The organism is Pseudoduganella violacea, assembly GCF_014191875.1.
Lineage (GTDB): Bacteria > Pseudomonadota > Gammaproteobacteria > Burkholderiales > Burkholderiaceae_D > Rugamonas > Rugamonas violacea_A.
Map to the genome: position 1 here is coordinate 150,027 of NZ_JACHXD010000006.1, position 16,484 is coordinate 166,510.

The 16,484-nt window shown below is 62.9% G+C and carries 15 protein-coding genes and 1 other RNA gene; 5 read left to right on the plus strand and 11 right to left on the minus strand.

The genetic code is table 11. From position 1 onward, the window contains the following. Window positions 1-2 precede the first annotated feature (2 nt). The 5 genes from FHS03_RS12700 to FHS03_RS12720 all read right to left on the minus strand — a co-directional run bounded on the left by FHS03_RS12700 (window position 3) and on the right by FHS03_RS12720 (window position 6,308). Window positions 3-2,138, minus strand: coding sequence for an EAL domain-containing protein (locus tag FHS03_RS12700; protein ID WP_183441340.1), 2,136 nt, complete (start codon window positions 2,136-2,138; stop codon window positions 3-5). A 16-nt stretch (window positions 2,139-2,154) separates the two neighbouring features. Further along, on the minus strand, window positions 2,155-2,538 hold the full coding sequence (locus FHS03_RS12705) for a response regulator transcription factor (RefSeq protein WP_183441341.1): 384 nt from the start codon (window positions 2,536-2,538) through the stop codon (window positions 2,155-2,157). 62 nt (window positions 2,539-2,600) lie between these two features. Then, a complete protein-coding gene (locus FHS03_RS12710; protein WP_183441342.1) occupies window positions 2,601-3,221 on the minus strand; it encodes a response regulator transcription factor in 621 nt (206 codons plus the stop codon). After that, window positions 3,218-5,383 carry a sensor histidine kinase gene (locus FHS03_RS12715; RefSeq protein WP_183441343.1) on the minus strand — a complete coding sequence of 722 codons (2,166 nt, stop codon included), beginning with the start codon at window positions 5,381-5,383 and terminating at the stop codon, window positions 3,218-3,220. The genes FHS03_RS12710 and FHS03_RS12715 overlap by 4 nt, the downstream gene beginning before the upstream one ends. 127 nt (window positions 5,384-5,510) lie before the next feature. Beyond that, complete coding sequence (locus FHS03_RS12720; RefSeq protein ID WP_183441344.1) at window positions 5,511-6,308, minus strand: hypothetical protein; 798 nt, start codon at window positions 6,306-6,308, stop codon at window positions 5,511-5,513. A gap of 75 nt (window positions 6,309-6,383) precedes the next feature. On the opposite strand from FHS03_RS12720, the gene FHS03_RS12725 reads away from it, so the two are divergent. Continuing rightward, window positions 6,384-6,821 (plus strand): T6SS immunity protein Tdi1 domain-containing protein, encoded by a 438-nt coding sequence (locus FHS03_RS12725; protein ID WP_183441345.1) that lies wholly within the window; start codon window positions 6,384-6,386, stop codon window positions 6,819-6,821. Between the two features lie 55 nt (window positions 6,822-6,876). Here FHS03_RS12725 and FHS03_RS12730 read toward each other — a convergent pair whose 3' ends face one another. Further along, a complete protein-coding gene (locus FHS03_RS12730) occupies window positions 6,877-7,116 on the minus strand; it encodes a hypothetical protein (protein ID WP_221208131.1) in 240 nt (79 codons plus the stop codon). 799 nt (window positions 7,117-7,915) lie between these two features. On the opposite strand from FHS03_RS12730, the gene FHS03_RS12735 reads away from it, so the two are divergent. Next, a complete protein-coding gene (locus FHS03_RS12735; RefSeq protein WP_183441346.1) occupies window positions 7,916-8,302 on the plus strand; it encodes a BPSL0067 family protein in 387 nt (128 codons plus the stop codon). 66 nt (window positions 8,303-8,368) lie between these two features. Next, window positions 8,369-8,782: an STY0301 family protein gene (locus FHS03_RS28640; RefSeq protein WP_371871673.1), complete on the plus strand. Its 414-nt coding sequence runs from the start codon at window positions 8,369-8,371 to the stop codon at window positions 8,780-8,782. 241 nt (window positions 8,783-9,023) lie between these two features. On the opposite strand, the gene ssrA is transcribed toward FHS03_RS28640, so the two are convergent. The 5 genes from ssrA to ompA all read right to left on the minus strand — a co-directional run bounded on the left by ssrA (window position 9,024) and on the right by ompA (window position 12,779). Beyond that, window positions 9,024-9,384, minus strand: a transfer-messenger RNA (tmRNA) gene (ssrA, locus tag FHS03_RS12740). Window positions 9,385-9,434: 50 nt separating this feature from the next. After that, entirely contained in the window at window positions 9,435-10,394 is a 960-nt protein-coding gene (locus tag FHS03_RS12745) for a hypothetical protein (RefSeq protein ID WP_183441347.1), read from the minus strand. Between the two features lie 107 nt (window positions 10,395-10,501). Continuing rightward, window positions 10,502-11,188, minus strand: coding sequence for an HAD family hydrolase (locus tag FHS03_RS12750; protein ID WP_183441348.1), 687 nt, complete (start codon window positions 11,186-11,188; stop codon window positions 10,502-10,504). Between the two features lie 53 nt (window positions 11,189-11,241). Beyond that, the gene (gene ubiG / locus FHS03_RS12755) at window positions 11,242-11,937 is read right to left on the minus strand and encodes a bifunctional 2-polyprenyl-6-hydroxyphenol methylase/3-demethylubiquinol 3-O-methyltransferase UbiG (RefSeq protein ID WP_050408969.1); all 696 of its coding nucleotides are present in this window, start codon (window positions 11,935-11,937) and stop codon (window positions 11,242-11,244) included. Between the two features lie 128 nt (window positions 11,938-12,065). Next, entirely contained in the window at window positions 12,066-12,779 is a 714-nt protein-coding gene (gene ompA, locus FHS03_RS12760; RefSeq protein WP_050408968.1) for an outer membrane protein OmpA, read from the minus strand. Window positions 12,780-13,220: 441 nt separating this feature from the next. Here ompA and gyrA point away from each other — a divergent pair, with 441 nt between their 5' ends. Continuing rightward, window positions 13,221-15,860 (plus strand): DNA gyrase subunit A, encoded by a 2,640-nt coding sequence (gene gyrA / locus FHS03_RS12765; RefSeq protein WP_183441349.1) that lies wholly within the window; start codon window positions 13,221-13,223, stop codon window positions 15,858-15,860. Window positions 15,861-15,941: 81 nt separating this feature from the next. Further along, window positions 15,942-16,472: a DUF2059 domain-containing protein gene (locus FHS03_RS12770; protein ID WP_183441350.1), complete on the plus strand. Its 531-nt coding sequence runs from the start codon at window positions 15,942-15,944 to the stop codon at window positions 16,470-16,472. Window positions 16,473-16,484: the final 12 nt, after the last annotated feature.

Here is a 16,484-nt window from a genome sequence, read left to right on the forward strand (position 1 = left end):
TCTCAGGCGTCGCTTTCGGCCAGGCCGTACAACTGCCAGTAATGGCGGAAGGCTTCGCGTAGATTTTCGCGCATGGTGCGGTTGTCCCAAGGCTTGGTGTAAAAGCGGTACAAGGCGCCGCGGTTGACCGACTCCACGATGGTGGCCAGTTCGGTCTGGCCGGAGAGGATGATGCGCAGCGTGCGCGGATACATGTCCTTGATGCGGTCCAGCAGCTCGGTGCCGCTCATCTCATCCATGCGCTGGTCGCAGATCACCACCTGCACCTCGTTGCAGGCCAGGAGATTGAAGGCTTGCGCCGCGCCCTGGGCGGTGAGGATGCGGTAACCGTCGTGGCGCAGCAGGCGTTCCAGCGCCGCCAGCACCATCGGTTCGTCGTCGATCAGCAGCACGGTGCGCTGTGGCGCCGCTGCCGGCGCGGCAGCCGCCACGGCCACGCGCCGTCCCTCCAGCAGCAATTGTTCGAAGCGCGCCGCCGGCAGCGGCCGCGAATAGTAATAACCCTGGATCTGGTCGCAGCGGCGCCGGCCCAGATAGGCCAGCTGCTCGGCCGTTTCCACCCCCTCGGCCACCACCTCCAGGTTCAGGTTGTGGGCCATGGCGATGATGGCCTCCACCATGGTGGCATCGCCCGGATTGCTGATGACATCGCGGATGAAGGCCTGATCGATTTTCAGCGTATCGACCGGGAAGTGCTTCAGATAGGCCAGGCTGGAATGGCCGGTGCCGAAATCGTCGATGGCGACGCGCACCCCGAGCTGGCGCAGCGCCGCCAGGATGCTGGCGGTGCGCGCCGTGTCGTCCATCAGGGCGCTCTCCGTCACTTCCAGTTCCAGCATGCCGGGTGCGATGCGGTAGCGCTTCAGCAGCGTTTCGATCAAGCCCTGCAGGTCGGCCTCGGCAAACTGGCGCGCGGCGATGTTGATGCCGATCTGCAGCGGCTGGCGCGTGAACTTGCGCCACTGCGCCAGCTGGCGGCAGGCTTGTTCCAGGATCCAGGCGCCGAGCGGCACGATCAAGCCCGTTTCCTCCAGCATGGGAATGAACTGGGCCGGCGACACCTGGCCGTGGCCCGGGCGGTTCCAGCGCAGCAGGGCTTCGGCGCTGACCATGCGGCCGCTGCTCATTTCCAGCTTGGGCTGGTAGTACAGTTCGAACTCTTCGTTCTTCAGCGCGCGCCGCAGCGCGCATTCGAAATCGAGGCGCTGCTGGGCTTCGATCTGCATGGTGTCGGTGAACAGGCGCGAGCGGCTGCCGCCGTCCTGGCGCGCCTGCCGCAGGGCGGTGCCAGCGTGCTTGAGCAGGTGGCCGGCGTCGCCCGCGTCGCCCGGATGCAGGGCGATGCCGATGCTGGCGCTCAGACTGACCTCGCTGTCTTCCAGGCGGAAGGGCGTGGCGCAGGCCAGGCGCACCACGTCGGCCTCGGCCACCTGCTGTGCCGGCGTCAGCCCGGCCAGCAACAGGGCGAATTCATCGTCGCCCAGGCGGCCCAGCATATAACCGGGCGGCGCATAGTCTTGCAGGCGCTGGACGAACTGGCGCAGCACGGCGTCGCCCAAGTGGCAGCCCAGGGTGTCGTTGATGCGGCGGAAACCATCCAGTCCAATCAGCAGCAAGGCCCGGTCGGCGCCTTGCGCCGCCGCCAGTTCCTGTTCCAGCTGGCTTTCGAACAAGGCGCGGTTGGGCAGGCCGGTGGCCGGATCGTGGCTGGCCAGGCGTCGCCCGAAATCGCGCGTGTCGCGGTACAGCAGTCGCACTTCGAGCAGGTGGTGGATGCGCGTCAGCATTTCCTGCACGTCCAGCGGCTTGCTCATGAAGTCGCGCGCGCCGGCCTGCAGGGCGCGTAGCTTGTGCTCCGGTTCGGCGGTGATGACCAGTACCGGCAGGTATTCGTCCAGTGCCATGGCGTGCAGGTTTTCCAGCAGGGTGAAGCCGTCCATCTCCGGCATGTTCAGATCGAGCAGGATCAGGTCGTAGCGCCGTTCGCGGTACAGGCGGCAGGCTTCGGCCGGCTGGGTGGTCGACTCCACCGCGGTATAGCCGGCGCAGCTCAGGATGTTCTCCATCAAGGCAATATTGCTGTGGCGGTCATCGACGATCAGAATGCGTGCCTGCTGCAGTTCGCTGAGGGGGATCATGGCATCTCCGACAAGATTAGGTAGGGGATCTGCTGGCGAGCGCTGCCGCCACCACGTCCAGCAGCTGGCGTTCGTCCATCGGTTTGGTGAGGTAGGCCTGCGGCGGATACCGCATGGCTTGCTGCTGGGCTTGCGGCGAATGCTGGCCGGTGACGACGACGGTGGCGATGTGCGGCGCCGTCTGCGCCAGGCGCGCCTGCAGCGTGAAGCCGTCCATCAGCGGCATGTGCAGGTCGAGTATCACGCAGCAGGGCTGCTGGCGCGCCATATCGGCCAGTAATTCGGTGCCGCTGGCATAACTGCGTGCCGCGATGCCGGCCGAGCGCAGCAGGCGCAGCACCGCCCGCCTGACCATATCGTCATCGTCCACGATTGCCACCCAGGGAGTAGAAGTATCCATGGCCTCAGCTTAGGCGCCGGGGCGGGAGGGCGGTATTGGACCTTGGTCCTATGCCGCCACTGTCAGGCGGGATGGGTGGGCTGTACCCGGTCGACCAGGCGCACCAGCGCGGTCAGCGAGCGCACCTGCATTTTCTGCATGATGCGGGCGCGGTGCACCTTGACGGTTTTTTCCACCATGCCCAACTCGGCGCCGATCTGCTTGTTCAACAGGCCTTCCACCAGCAGGGCCATGACTTCGCGCTCGCGCGGCGTCAGGCTGTCCAGGCGCTGCTGGATGCTGTGCCGCTCCTGGGCCGCGCCGCGCGCGCGCCGGTTGTCGGCGAAGGCGTGTTCGATGGCGCCGATCAGGCGCGCGTCGTCGACCGGCTTAGTGAGGAAGTCGGCGGCCCCCAGCTTCATGGCGCGGATGCCGGCATCGAGATCGCCCTGGCCGGTGAGGAAGATGGCGGGCAGCAGGCTGGGACGCTGGCGCAGCGCGTCCAGCAGATCCAGGCCATTCATGCCCGGCATGGAGAGGTCGAGCACCAGGCAGCCGGCGGCGTCGGCGTTGCCGCTGTCGAGAAAGGCTTGCGCCGAGAGATAGCTGTCCACCTCGAAACCGGTGGCGCGCAGCAGCCGGCCCAGCGCCTTCAGGATTTCGGGCTGGTCGTCCACCAGGAAGACGCGCTGCGGACTGTTCATGGCAGTTCCGGCAGGCTCAGATGCAGGCAGGCGCCGCCGCCGTCGCTGTTTTCCGCCCACAGCCGGCCCTGGTGGGCCTGGACGATGCTGCGGCAGATGGCCAGGCCCAGGCCCATGCCCTGGCTCTTGGTGGTGAAGAAGGGTTCGAAAATGCGTCCCAGCTGCGTTGGCGGGATGCCGGGGCCGCTGTCCTGCACGTCCAACTGCCACTGCTTGCCGTAGCGCCGGCTGCGGATGGCGATCTGGCGCTGGGCGGCCGGCGTGGCGGCCATGGCGTCGCAGGCGTTGATGATCAGATTGATCAGCACCTGCTGCAGTTGCACGCGGTCGGCCTGCAGGCGCAGGGTGCCGCCCGCCAGGTCCGTGTGCAGGGTGACGCCATGGTGGATCAGGTCAGCGCGCAGGATGTGCAGCACGTCGCTGAGCAACTCGTCGGCCACCACCGGCTGCAGCACGCTCTCCTGGTTGCCGATCAGGCTGCGCAGGCGGCGGATGATGGCGCTGGCGCGCTCGTCGGCCTCGATGATGTCGTGCAGGATGTCGCGCAACTCGTCCAGGTCGGGACGCGGCTGGCGCAGGAAGCGTTGCGCCGCCTGGGCGTTGCTGAGAATGGCCGTGAGGGGCTGGTTCAGCTCATGGGCCAGGGTGCCGGACAGCTCGCCCAGCATGGCCACGCGCGACAGGTGGGTCAATTCTTTTTGCTTTTGCAGCATGTCGAGTTCGGCCTGCTTGCGCGCCGTGATGTCGAGCGAAACGCCGCGCACCAGGGTCACCTGGCCGGCGCTATCGCATTCGGCCTGGCCCTGTGAGCTGATCCAGCGTTCCGCGCCGTCCGGATGGTGGATGCGGAATTCCAGCTCGTAGCGGCCGCGCGGCTGGACCAGGGCCGCTTCCGCCGCCGGCCGGTCTTCCGGATGGATGCGCCCCAGTACGTCGGCCATGGTCAGGGTCTGGCCGGGAGGGAAGCCGAACAGCGCGCGCCAGGTGTCGGACACCCAGATCTCGTGGCGCAGCTGGTCGCGCACCCAGATGCCCAAGCGCGCCGCCTGCGCCGCCAATGTCAGCCGGTGCTCGCTCTCGCGGCTTTGGGCCTGGGCCGTGCGCACGCTGGCGGCCGCGTCGCGCATGGCTTGCGCCAATTCGCGCGCCTCGCGGATGGCCAGCGGCGGCAACTCCGGCATATCGCCGCTGCCGGCGGCCAGGGCGGGCGGGATCAGCGCGCGCACCGAATGCGCAATGCCGCCGCCGACGCGCCAGGCCAGCAGCAGTCCTAGGGCCAGGGCGGCCAGGGTGCCGGCGATCAGCCAGCCCAGCGAATGGCGCAGGCCGGCGGTCAGCTCGGCGGTGGGAATGCCGAACGCCACCGTCCAGCCGGTGCGCGGCGAGCGGCTGTAGACGGTATACACCGGCAGGCCGTCCAGGGCGCGGCCTTCCAGGCTGCCTTCGCCGCGCACGGACAGGCTGTGCAGCAGTGCTGGCGTGGCGCTCTTGCCCACGTATTTGGCCGCCTCGTGGCTGCGCGCCACGATCTTGCCGCGGCTGTCCAGAATGGCGGTGCGCCAGGTGGCCGGCAATTTTTGTTCGGCCAGCAGGCTGGTGAGGTGGGCCGGCGTGGCGGTGGCGTTCAGAGTCATGACGATGGCGCCGTCGCGCCGGATCGGCACGCCCACGGTATAAATCAGCTGGCCGGCCAGCGGGCCGGGGAAGAGGTCGGACACGCCGCCGCGCCCGGTCGCCACGATGCGCTTGAGCAGGGGCGTGCCGGGCAGGCGCGGCAGCGGCTCGCCATAGGCGCGGCGGGTGGACAGCAAGAGTTTGCCGCTGGGATCGACCAGCACGATGCTGTCGGCGTGCAGATTGCCCAGTGCGTCGCGCGCCCGCGTGTGGAAGCCGGCCAGGTCGCCCGTCATCAGTTGGCGCGAAGTACCGAGCGCCTGCAAGGCCGCCTGCAGGCTGTCGAATTCGCGGTCCACGCCGGCGATGGCGGCCTGGGCCTGGGTGACGGTGCTGTCGATCAGTTGTTGGCGGCCGCGCTGGTAGAACTCGACGATGAGGAAGGCGGCCACCAGGGACAGCGGCAGGACGCAGCCCAGCACCAGCAGACCCAGGGTGGCGCGCACGCCGGGCGCATCCTGTCGCGTGAAGTATCGGCCGATGCGCATATCGAAGGGCGGAATCCTGGGCGGGCTGGTTTACGGTGGATAAGGCCTATTGTAGTGAAGCCAAAGAAGAATGCTATCGAGATCTGCGCTAGCGATTTACAAGTTGTTGCCTTTCTTCGCCGCCGGCTTACGGCGCGCGGCGGCACAGCCCCGTGCACTCCGCGTTTTCCATGGCTTGGAGGATGCGCAGCAGGGCGTCCTTGAAGGCCGGTGCGCTATTCAGGAGGCGCATCCGGGCCAGGGCGACAATGCGGCTGCGGTTCTCCAGCGGCAGCGCGGCCGCGTACACCGGCGCGACTTCGGCCAGCGCGCCCACCATCTTGAGCTGGTTCGCTTCGCTGACCGTTGGGTCGCCGATGCCGCTCAGGGCGCCGAGCATGCTGGTGAACAGCCCATTCTGCGTCATCGCCAAGCCGCGTTGCCGCGCCTCGTTGAATTCATCCGGCTTCAAGGTCGTCAGGAACTGTTCCAGCACGGGCAACTGCTTGCCCATGCATAGGGTCGTCATGGGCATCAGTTGCGCGATCTCATCCTGATAGCTGTGGATGTTCTCCCTTGAGGCTGCGGCTACCGCGGCGGATAAAGCCGCTGCATCCTTATTGCTGCGGTCGATGCGCTGCAGGTTGAACATCATGTAGTTCATCATGGTTTTGGTCATTTCCCCGCACAGCAGGCTGAGCTCACTCATATCGCCCGGCGTAAAGCTGCGGGAATCGAGGAAGCGTTGCCGGTCGGACAGCAGGGTAATCAATTCCTTGCCCTCGCCGCTGGCCATGCGCGGCGGCTCCTTGCCCTCGCGCTGGGCGGTTTGGCTTAGCGCCACCAGACGGTTGGCGGCGCGGGCATATTCCTCCAGTTCGCCGGCCGAGGCGAGATGGCTGGCGGCGAGCAGGGGCAGCAAAAGGAGTTGGAGCAGTCGTTTCATGATGATAGGCGTTAAAATAATTTCTGATCAGTAATTTTATCAGTCGGCGCGATGGGGGCCGGCAAGAAAGAGCGCATGGATATCATCAAAGAGTTGAACGAGAGCTGGGGCTGGGCGGGACTGCAGGCGCAGGCGGTGGTGGGTGAAAATGATTTCGGCAATCTGATCATCAAGGATGAGCAGGGCAGCTATTGGCGGCTGATGCCGGAAGAGTGCGGCTGCGCGGTGGTGGCGCCCGACCGCCAGGCGCTCGACGTGCTGTCGGCCGATCATGAGTTTTTGCAGGACTGGCATATGTCCGGGCTGACGGCGATCGCCCGCGAACATTGTGGCCCTTTGGGCGAAGGGCGCAAGTACTGCCTCAAGATTCCTGGCGCGCTGGGCGGGGAGTATAAGGCGGAGAATCTGGCGAGCGCGCCTTTGCATGAGCTGATCCGCCTGTCGGGCGATCTGGCGCGGCAGATGCAGGGGCTGCCGGATGGGACGAAGGTGAAGTTGAATATGGTGGATTGACGGCTGCTTAATGGGGACTAATCCATCTGAACCCTCAGTAAGGCTTTCGTGTCCCTCAATGCCGATGAAGCGCCTTCCATGCCGCATATTCAGATGGGCGTAAGCCATAGCGCGCCAGCACTCCTTCGTGCAGTCGCCGAAGCTCCTCGACGATCAGTGCCTGCACCTGTGGCTGCCCCGGCTCCGGAACGCGCTCCGCGACGGATCGCTGAATATTGGCAAGTGGATCACACTCGGGATGTGTGATGACCTCGCGGATGTGCCGTTCGCCCGCCAATGCCGGGGTGTCTGGCAAGAACTGCTGCCAGAGTCAAGCCGTTCTTGGATGCCCGGATGCTGTTCAATAAGTCTGTGGTGGAGGACATAGCGTTGGTGGCGCCGTTTGCGGGACTGTGGCGCAGTTATGGCGCAGTTCGAAAAACTGCGCCATTTTGGGACTGCCAAGGGGATTAAGATTGAGAGGGAAATACGAAGCAGGCATCTGCTGCTTCCTAGCTTTGTATCTGGCCATCTTGGGGATGTCGCACTTTGGGCGCTGTAGCATGAGCGGTGGCAGTATCTAAAGCACCATCATCTATTTCGATGATGCATGACCATGCCGACTGTTCCCTCGTGAGAATGACCTTTGTAACCGCGATGCGGTCAATCGTATTCAGCATATCGATCACAGCAGTCGCTGCGTTGCTCCCATCATGCTTCTCGATGAAAACAAGCCTTAAGGCAGCATCAACTACCTTGGGTACTTTGCCATATTTCTCCCACTTCGCCACCGCTTGCTCGGTATAGCCGAATAGCTTGCCAAGGGATTTTTGAGAAAGTAGCCGGGCGGTACGGATATAGCGGAATTCCGCACCGCTCCTCTCAATCCATTGCGGTAACTACGATCAAGCTTGGATCGTCATCGTTGATTGCTGCCACTACAGCGATATTACGCTCGGCGCGCTCTAGCCAGCGCCAGTGGCCAGCTATCTCACAGAGTTTGAGTCTGCGCAACAGCCCGTCGTACATATGTACAGAGCTTGAGCCTGTGTAAAGGCCGCCCTTCAACCCCTCCTAGTCTTAGGACATACCCGGTCCCGGAAGGAGGTGTGGAAATGTCTTATGTCTATCCCAAAGCGGCAGAGCTCAGTGGTCAGCCCGTTGTCGGTACTCGCCAGTGTGTGGCACTCGTGCAAAAGTATGCGGGTGCGCCTACAACGCCACATTGGCGACAAGGCGAGGCTGCCCTCGGCAGTGTAAAGCTGAGAACTGGCACTGCAATCGCCACCTTCGTAAAAGGCCGCTACGCAAATCGCGCCCATGGGAATCATGCAGCCCTTTACATCCGCCAAATAGCAAGCGGCATCGTTGTCGCGGACCAATGGAAAGCTGACAAGAAAACCGAGATTTCAGTGCGCATCATACGGTCCCTGGGCAAGGATGGAAGGGGTAATTTCATTAAGCCTAGCGACAATGCAGACGCATTCTTTGTCATTGAATGAAGGTGGATCGCAATGAGGTTCAAACTCAATTTCCAACAGCGCGTCATAGCAGGAAGGCTCGCGTGCATGGTGGTGTTGGCGGACTTCGCTGTACCTGCATCGGCCGCGCCCTCTGGGCCTGTTCTTGAGTGCCCTCAATTCATTGAGCAGAAGTCAGTGCAGATCTCGAATGCGCCATCGGGTTGGACTACGTTTGTTCGTGCGCCCTTGTATCTGCATGGGGCAGCGCCAATGAGCGGCCCGCCTGAAGAGCTGGGAGAACTCGCGGAATTCAGTCAGAAGCGGGAAAAAGGCGTGTGGATTTACACTTATCAACTTGATGCGCCGTTTCCAGCTGGGAAGTGGCTTGCTTGTACTTATGGGGAGTCCGACCAGGTTACGCTTGGAAAGAGACTCGATGACAATACTCGTGTTTGTTCTTTCAGATACCAGAAGGGGAGGCACGTTGGCGAAAACATTATCGCCATCGCTTGCAAGTAGCTGTTCATGAACCGTCCGCTACCGCGGACGCGAAATCGCGCTGCGATTTCGTGAATGGGCGAATCGGAGAGCCGCCCGCTTGCAAGCGGGCGTCGCTGCGCGGGCGGCTCGCATGCGAGCCGAATTCCCCGCTTCGCCCCGCGTCCGTGCCGGACGCGGATTCATTTCCCGCCAACTCTGCGCTAGCGAACAAAAAATTAGGCCCCCAAGCTTGCGCTTGGGGGCCTAATTTTTTGTTCGGTGGTGGAGACGGCGGGAATCGAACCCGCGTCCGCAAGCACTCTACAGACAGTTCTACATACTTAGCACTATCTTTTAATTTAACCAGCACAACGCGAATGTGCACGCTTTGTACTGGCGATTCACCTTAAATTTAGCGCTGATCCAAGTGACCCGTAGCAGCGCGATTCCCTGTAAATGACTCCTCAGCTTTTAACGGCCCGCCCCAGGGAAGAAGCGTTGAGGAGCTAACAGCCCTTAGGCTGCCAGTGCGTACGAGTTATCGTTTGCAGTTAGTTTGTTTCTGGGTGTATTTACGAGGTAACCAGCCCTCGGTATGCCCTGTTCTGCTTTGCAACCCACGTCGAAGCCAGGTCGTCCCCACAGAATCTTCATTGTAACCGATTCCGCAACAGTGTGCACCTGGCGGCGCCTATGCTTCCAGACTAACCAGGGGCCGCCCTTGCTCGGCCAGGCGCTCGACGGCGACCAGACCTTCAGTGAAGCTGCAGGCGAACAGGTGGCGCCGGGATTTTTCCACCTCGGCCGATTCCAAGTCGTAGAAGTCGTTGGCTTCCTTGAAGCCGAGGTCGATGGTCAGGCGGTCGATCATATAGGCTTCGTGCAGGCTGCGCAGGCGCTCGCGCCGCAGCCGGTGTTCCTGCGGACTGCGCGCGTCGGCGCCTTCGAAGTAACGGATCAGCGCCGCTTCCAGCACGTCCATCTGGCTGCGCTGCGAGGCTTGCTCGGCGAATTCCTTGGCTTCGGTGTCGACCGCGACATTGAAGTTTTGTACGAGCAGCAGGGTGTCATAATCCTGGGCGTTGCTGTCGCATAGATTGCTGACGGCCATCAACCGGCCCTTGGCCAGGCGGCCGGCCGGGTCGCGCGTCTGGCCGACGTATTGCACCTTGCTCGGGTAGTGCAGGCCGGTGTCGTGGCGCTGCATCAGGTCGTGGATGGTGAAGGTTTCCGTCATCGAGCCCCAGTTCAGGGTCATGTACTTGTCGTAGAGCTGAATCAGGGGTTTTTTGAAGGTGGCTTCGAACGGGGTCTTGAGTTCGACCGTGATCGTGCTTTTGCGCTCGTCGCCACCGAGCAGGATGGGAATGGTCAGCTTCAGGGAAAAAAAGCCCCAGCTGGTGCTGCGTTTGGGGTCGAAGCGCAGGCGCGGCCGGGCGACCAGCATGAAGATCAGGCGCTTTTCCATCGTCGCGTCCAGCGCGAACTGCATGCGGCGCTGGTAGCGCCCGATCGGGTCGTGGAAATCGGCCACCTTGGGGTCGTTGATCAGGTCGTACCAATAAAAGCTGGTTTCACTGACCGTAGCGTCCCATACCTGCGGAGCACTACTTCGTGGCAGTGCTAGCTCCGCTGCGTCATCGCTCGACATACTGTTCTCCGGACTCTTCGGTAATACTACGTATTGACTCTAATATCCGTATAGTACGCCTGTTGATTGCCATATGGCAACTTAATGTTGCAAAAAAATACTTGTTATCAGGCGGCTAGCGGCGCCGCCGCAACGGTGGCGCGGATCAGGGCCAGCAAGGCGTCCGGCGTGGGCAGCAGGTGGTCGGCGCCCCAGCTCGACGGCTCGCTGGCGCCGCAATATCCCCACTGGCAGGCGACGGTGGCCATGCCGGCGGCACGGCCGGCCTGGATGTCGCGCAGGTCGTCGCCCACATACCAGCATTGCTCCGGCGCCAGCTGCAGGCGCGCGGCGGCTTCCAGCAGCGGGGCGGGGTGGGGCTTGGGATGGGCGGTGGTGTCGCCCGACACCACACAGCCGGCTTGGTGCAGGCCGATCAGCGGCACCAGCGGCTCGGTGAAGCGGGCCGCTTTATTGGTGACGATACCCCAGCTCAGGCCGGCGCTTCGGATGCCCTCCAGCAGCTCGCTCACGCCCGGGAACAGGGTGCTGTGCACGGCGATGGCGGCTTCGTAATTGGCCAGGAAGCCCACGCGCAATTCCTCGAAACCGGCGTCGCCGGGCGTTAGGCCGAAGGAGGCGCCGATCATGCCGCGCGCGCCGGCCGAGGCGGTCGGACGCAGCACCTCATACGGCGTCGGCGCCAGGCCGCGCTTGCTGCGCAGCAGATTGATGGCGGCGGCCAGGTCGGGCGCGGTATCGGCCAGGGTGCCGTCCAGGTCAAAGAGGATGGCGCGAGGGGCGGAAAGGCTCATGGTGGGGAAGGGGCTGGGATAGGAGGCGGGGCGGCCGCAGCCGCCCTTAGTGTTTACAGTGGACGGGTGGCGGCGACCAGGTAGTTGACGCTGGTGTCGTCGTTCAGCGAGTAGATCTTGGTCAGCGGGTTGTAGCCCATGCCTTTCAAGCCTTCCACCTGCAGGCCGGCGCTGCGGATGTCCTGGCTCAATTCGGCCGGGGTGATGAATTTCTCATAGTCGTGCGTGCCCTTGGGCAGCAGGCGTAGCAGGTATTCGGCGCCGATCACCGCGAACAGATAGGCTTTCGGATTGCGGTTCAGGGTGGAGAAGAAGACCTGGCCGCCCGGTTTCACCAGGGTGGCGGCGGCGCGCACGATGGCTGCCGGATCGGGCACGTGCTCCAGCATTTCCATGCAGGTCACCACATCGTACTGGCCCGCTTCCTGGGCCGCCATTTCTTCGGCGGCGACCAGCTTGTAGCGCACCGGCACGCCCGATTCCAGGCTGTGCAGATCGGCCACTTTCAGGGCTTTTTCCGACAGGTCGATGCCCGTCACCTTGGCGCCCTTGCGCGCCATCGATTCGGCCAGGATGCCGCCGCCGCAGCCGATGTCGATCACGTTCTTGCCCGCCAGCGGGGCGCGCGCGTTGATCCACTCCAGGCGCAGCGGATTGATTTCGTGCAGCGGACGAAACTCGGAAGTGGGGTCCCACCAGCGATGGGCCAGCTCACTGAATTTTTGCAGTTCTAAAGGATCGGCGTTCATAGCCCGCATGATAGCCGCATTTTGCCCCACGCCAAAGCCGGGATGTCAAAAACGCGATAGGCGGCGGAAAAAGGCCAAAAAAAACCCCGCCGAAGCGGGGTTGGGTGGCGTGAGCCGAAGGGGGCTGATTACTTCTTGGTGCCCACGACTTCGATTTCAACGCGGCGGTTTTTGGCGCGGCCAGCGGCGGTCTTGTTGTCGTCGACCGGCTGTTTCTCGCCCTTGCCTTCGGTGTACACGCGGTTGGCTTCAACGCCTTTGGAGATCAGATACGCTTTCACGGCTTCCGAACGACGCACGGACAGTTTGTCGTTGTAGGCATCGGTGCCCACGGAGTCGGTGTGGCCGACGGCGATGATGACTTCCAGGTTGATGCTGCCCAGTTTCGACGCTACGTCGTCCAGCTTGGCTTTGCCTTCTGGCTTCAGCACGGCTTTGTCGAAGTCGAAGAAGGCGTCAGCGGCGAAGCTCACTTTTTCCGAGGTCGGAGCGGCTACTGGAGCGGCTACAGGTGCTGGGGCTGGTGCCACTGGCGCTGGGGCTGGTGGTGGCGGAGGCGCCACGCACTTGCCGTTTTCCAGCTTCTCTGGCTCAACGCAGATTGGCAGATCGCAGCCTGGCACGGCATCAGCCGGGGTCCAGTAGCCGGTGCGCCAGCACAGGCCGAATGGATCGCGGGCGATTACGCCACGTGCATCTTGCACATAGGCGCTCTTAGGCGTTGCCGCCTTGATGTCTTGGGTCACAGGGGCGAAAGGGGGCGCGGTTGGCTTTTCTTGTGCCAGTGCCGATACCGACAGAACTGCCGAGGCGGCAAAGATGGTTGTAATGAGTTTTTTCATATTTTTTCTTTCCTTTCGGGGGTGATATCCGCAGAAAAACTGCGCGACGTATTTGTTGCCTGGGGCGAATACTACCATGGCTGCCCCAGCTACACTAAATCCCACCCGTCGCGCTAGCCTCCCGATTGCGAAACATGCAATTAACTTCTCGTCCATTTTGCCACAGCCGGGAAAATCCTACATTTCTGGAGAAATCAGACGGCGGGGCGCGTTCGACCAAAATGTTGTTTTCGTGCAACGGGCTGGCGACGATGATAATTGGTAAATATGTCCTCGCCATGACATCGCGCAACATGCGCCAAACGCGGCTGGGAGCGGGCCCGGGCCGGAATTGCGCTGGGGACAGGAGCGCCATGCTAAAATCGTAGGCTTGTCCTGTCTGCCAGCTGTAGCGCACCGGACGGGCAAGCTAAACCAACGTCACAGAAGATCGACCCGCCAATGGATCAATTCGCAAAAGAAACAATCCCCATTTCCCTCGAAGAAGAGATGCGCAAGAGCTACCTCGATTACGCCATGAGCGTGATCGTGGGCCGTGCCTTGCCGGACGTGCGGGACGGCCTGAAGCCGGTACACCGCCGCGTGCTGTACGGCATGCATGAACTGAATAATGTGTGGAACCGGCCTTACGTGAAGTGCGCGCGCGTGGTCGGTGAAGTCATGGGTAAATACCACCCGCACGGCGACGCCTCGATCTACGATACGCTGGTGCGCATGGCGCAGGACTTTTCCCTGCGCTACACCCTGGTCGACGGCCAGGGCAACTTCGGTTCGGTGGACGGCGACAACGCGGCGGCCATGCGTTATACCGAGTGCCGCCTGGACAAGATTTCCAGCGAATTGCTGGCCGATATCGACAAGGATACGGTCGACTACGCCCCCAACTACGACGGCAAGGAAAAAGAACCGACGGTTCTGCCGACCCGTCTGCCCAATCTGCTGATCAACGGCTCCTCCGGTATCGCGGTGGGCATGGCGACCAATATCCCGCCGCACAATCTGTCGGAAGTGATCAAGGGCGCCCTGCACGTGCTGGCCAACCCGGATTGCTCGATCGACGAGCTGATCGAACTGATCCCGGCGCCCGATTTCCCGACCGCCGGCATCATCTACGGCGTGTCCGGCGTGCGCGACGGCTACCGCACGGGCCGCGGCCGCGTGGTCATGCGCGCCAAGACCCACTTCGAGGAATTCGGCAAGGAAGGCGGCCGCACCGCCATCATCGTCGACGAGCTGCCTTACCAGGTCAACAAGAAGTCCCTGCTCGAGCGCATCGCCGAGAACGTGCGCGACAAGAAGCTCGAAGGCATTTCCGATATCCGCGACGAGTCCGACAAATCGGGCATGCGCGTGGTGATCGAGCTGAAACGCGGCGAAGTGCCGGAAGTGGTGCTCAACAATCTGTACAAGCAGACCCAGTTGCAGGACACCTTCGGCATGAATATGGTGGCCCTGGTCGATGGCCAGCCCAAGCTGCTGAACCTGAAGGAAATGCTGCAGTGCTTCCTGTCGCACCGCCGCGAAGTGGTCACGCGCCGCACCGTGTTCGAACTGCGCAAGGCGCGCGAACGCGGCCACATGCTGGAAGGCCTGGCCGTGGCGCTGGCCAATATCGACGATTTCATCGCCATCATCAAGGCCGCGCCGACGCCGCCGATCGCCAAGGCGGAACTGATGCAGCGCGCCTGGGATTCCTCCCTGGTGCGCGAAATGCTGGCCCGTACCGGCGAAGAAGGCCAGGCGGGCATTGAAGCTTTCCGTCCCGAGCACCTGCCGAAGCACTACGGCATGCAGGCCGATGGCCTGTACAAGCTGTCCGACGAACAGGCGCAGGAAATCCTGCAAATGCGTCTGCAGCGCCTGACCGGCCTGGAACAGGACAAGATCGTCAACGAGTACAAGGACGTGATGGCGCAGATCGCCGACCTGCTCGACATCCTGGCCAAGCCGGCCCGCGTGACCGCCATCATCGTCGATGAGCTGAACGCGTCCATGCTGGAATACGGCGAGAAGGACGAGCGCCGCTCGACCATCGAGCACAACGCCACCGACCTGGAAACGGAAGACCTGATCACGCCGCAGGACATGGTCGTGACGCTGTCGCACATGGGCTATATGAAGGCGCAGCCGATCTCCGAATACCGCGCCCAGAAGCGTGGCGGCCGCGGCAAGCAGGCCATGGCGACCAAGGACGAGGACTGGATCGACCAGCTCTTCATCGCCAACACGCACGATTACATCCTGTGCTTCTCCAACCGCGGCCGCCTGTACTGGCTCAAGGTGTGGGAAGTGCCGCAAGGCTCGCGCAACTCGCGCGGCAAGCCGATCGTCAATATGTTCCCGCTGCAGGACAACGAGAAGATCACCGTGGTGCTGCCGCTGTCGGGCGAAAACCGCAGCTTCCCGGAAGACCACTACGTGTTCATGGCCACCAGCCTGGGCACCGTGAAGAAGACGCCGCTGAAAGACTTCAGCAACCCGCGCAAGGCCGGCATCATTGCCGTCGACCTGGACGAGGGCGACTTCCTGATCGGCGCCGCGCTGACCGATGGCGCCCACGATGTGATGCTGTTCTCCGATTCCGGCAAGGCGGTGCGCTTCGACGAGAACGATGTGCGTCCGATGGGCCGCCAGGCGCGCGGCGTGCGCGGCATGAACCTGGAAGAAGGCCAGAACGTGATCGCCCTGCTGGTCGCCGAGAACGAGCAGCAGTCGGTGCTGACCGCGACGGAAAACGGCTTCGGCAAACGCACGCCGATCACCGAATACACCCGTCACGGCCGCGGCACCAAGGGCATGATCGCCATCCAGACCAGCGAGCGTAACGGCAAGGTGGTGGCGGCGACCCTGGTCGATTCCAGCGATGAAATCATGCTGATCACGACCGGCGGTGTGCTGATCCGCACCCGCGTGGCCGAGATCCGCGAGATGGGCCGCGCCACCCAGGGCGTGACCCTGATCGCGGTGGAGGACGGCACCAAGCTGTCCGGCCTGCAGCGCATCGTGGAGGCCGATGCCGATGAGGTGGAGGAGGGCGGCGAAGCCGATGGCGGCGCCGCACCGGAAGCGCCGGCTGAGTAAGACGGCAGCAAGGCGGGCCCGGTCTGAATATCTCGGATCGGGCCCGTAGTGTTTTTAACCCGTTGTAAAACGCATAAGCTTATGAAGAAAATCCTTGCAAGCCTGTTGATCTCCCTCGCGTTTGCCGCCGGCCAACCCGCTCTGGCCCAGAACGCCCCGGCGCCCGAGCACACCGCCGCCATCAAGGAATTGATGGACGCGATGAATTACCGCACCATGATGACGGCGCTCATGCAGCAGATGGTGCAAACCCTGCCCGAGATGATGCGCAATACCGCCGAACAGTCGATCAGCGATAATCCCCGGCTGGATGCGACGGGCCGGCGCGCCGCGCTGCTGGCCATGGAGGCCGATCTGCCCAAGGCGGTCAGCACCATGCAGCAGGTCTTGTTGAGCCCGGAGTTGATGGATGAAATCATGGCCGAAATGATTCCGCTGTACGCGCGCCATTTTACGGTCGATGAAATGCGCCAGATCGCCAACTTCTACCGCACCCCGGTGGGACAGAAGTCATTGCGCGAAATGCCGCAGCTGATGACCGAAGGCATGCAGATCGGAGAGAAGGTTATTGGCCCGCGCGTGCGCAAGGCCATTGAATCGTTGAAGAATTAAGGAGCCGCCGCC

What these genes read in the sequence shown, in the direction of transcription:
- FHS03_RS12700 (WP_183441340.1), bottom strand. Translation starts at nt 2,138, where the DNA reads ATGATCCCCCTCAGCGAACTGCAGCAGGCACGCATTCTGATCGTCGAT.
- FHS03_RS12705 (WP_183441341.1), bottom strand. Translation starts at nt 2,538, where the DNA reads ATGGATACTTCTACTCCCTGGGTGGCAATCGTGGACGATGACGATATG.
- FHS03_RS12710 (WP_183441342.1), bottom strand. Translation starts at nt 3,221, where the DNA reads ATGAACAGTCCGCAGCGCGTCTTCCTGGTGGACGACCAGCCCGAAATC.
- FHS03_RS12715 (WP_183441343.1), bottom strand. Translation starts at nt 5,383, where the DNA reads ATGCGCATCGGCCGATACTTCACGCGACAGGATGCGCCCGGCGTGCGC.
- FHS03_RS12720 (WP_183441344.1), bottom strand. Translation starts at nt 6,308, where the DNA reads ATGAAACGACTGCTCCAACTCCTTTTGCTGCCCCTGCTCGCCGCCAGC.
- FHS03_RS12725 (WP_183441345.1), top strand. Translation starts at nt 6,384, where the DNA reads ATGGATATCATCAAAGAGTTGAACGAGAGCTGGGGCTGGGCGGGACTG.
- FHS03_RS12735 (WP_183441346.1), top strand. Translation starts at nt 7,916, where the DNA reads ATGTCTTATGTCTATCCCAAAGCGGCAGAGCTCAGTGGTCAGCCCGTT.
- FHS03_RS28640 (WP_371871673.1), top strand. Translation starts at nt 8,369, where the DNA reads ATGGTGGTGTTGGCGGACTTCGCTGTACCTGCATCGGCCGCGCCCTCT.
- FHS03_RS12745 (WP_183441347.1), bottom strand. Translation starts at nt 10,394, where the DNA reads ATGTCGAGCGATGACGCAGCGGAGCTAGCACTGCCACGAAGTAGTGCT.
- FHS03_RS12750 (WP_183441348.1), bottom strand. Translation starts at nt 11,188, where the DNA reads ATGAGCCTTTCCGCCCCTCGCGCCATCCTCTTTGACCTGGACGGCACC.
- ubiG (WP_050408969.1), bottom strand. Translation starts at nt 11,937, where the DNA reads ATGAACGCCGATCCTTTAGAACTGCAAAAATTCAGTGAGCTGGCCCAT.
- ompA (WP_050408968.1), bottom strand. Translation starts at nt 12,779, where the DNA reads ATGAAAAAACTCATTACAACCATCTTTGCCGCCTCGGCAGTTCTGTCG.
- gyrA (WP_183441349.1), top strand. Translation starts at nt 13,221, where the DNA reads ATGGATCAATTCGCAAAAGAAACAATCCCCATTTCCCTCGAAGAAGAG.
- FHS03_RS12770 (WP_183441350.1), top strand. Translation starts at nt 15,942, where the DNA reads ATGAAGAAAATCCTTGCAAGCCTGTTGATCTCCCTCGCGTTTGCCGCC.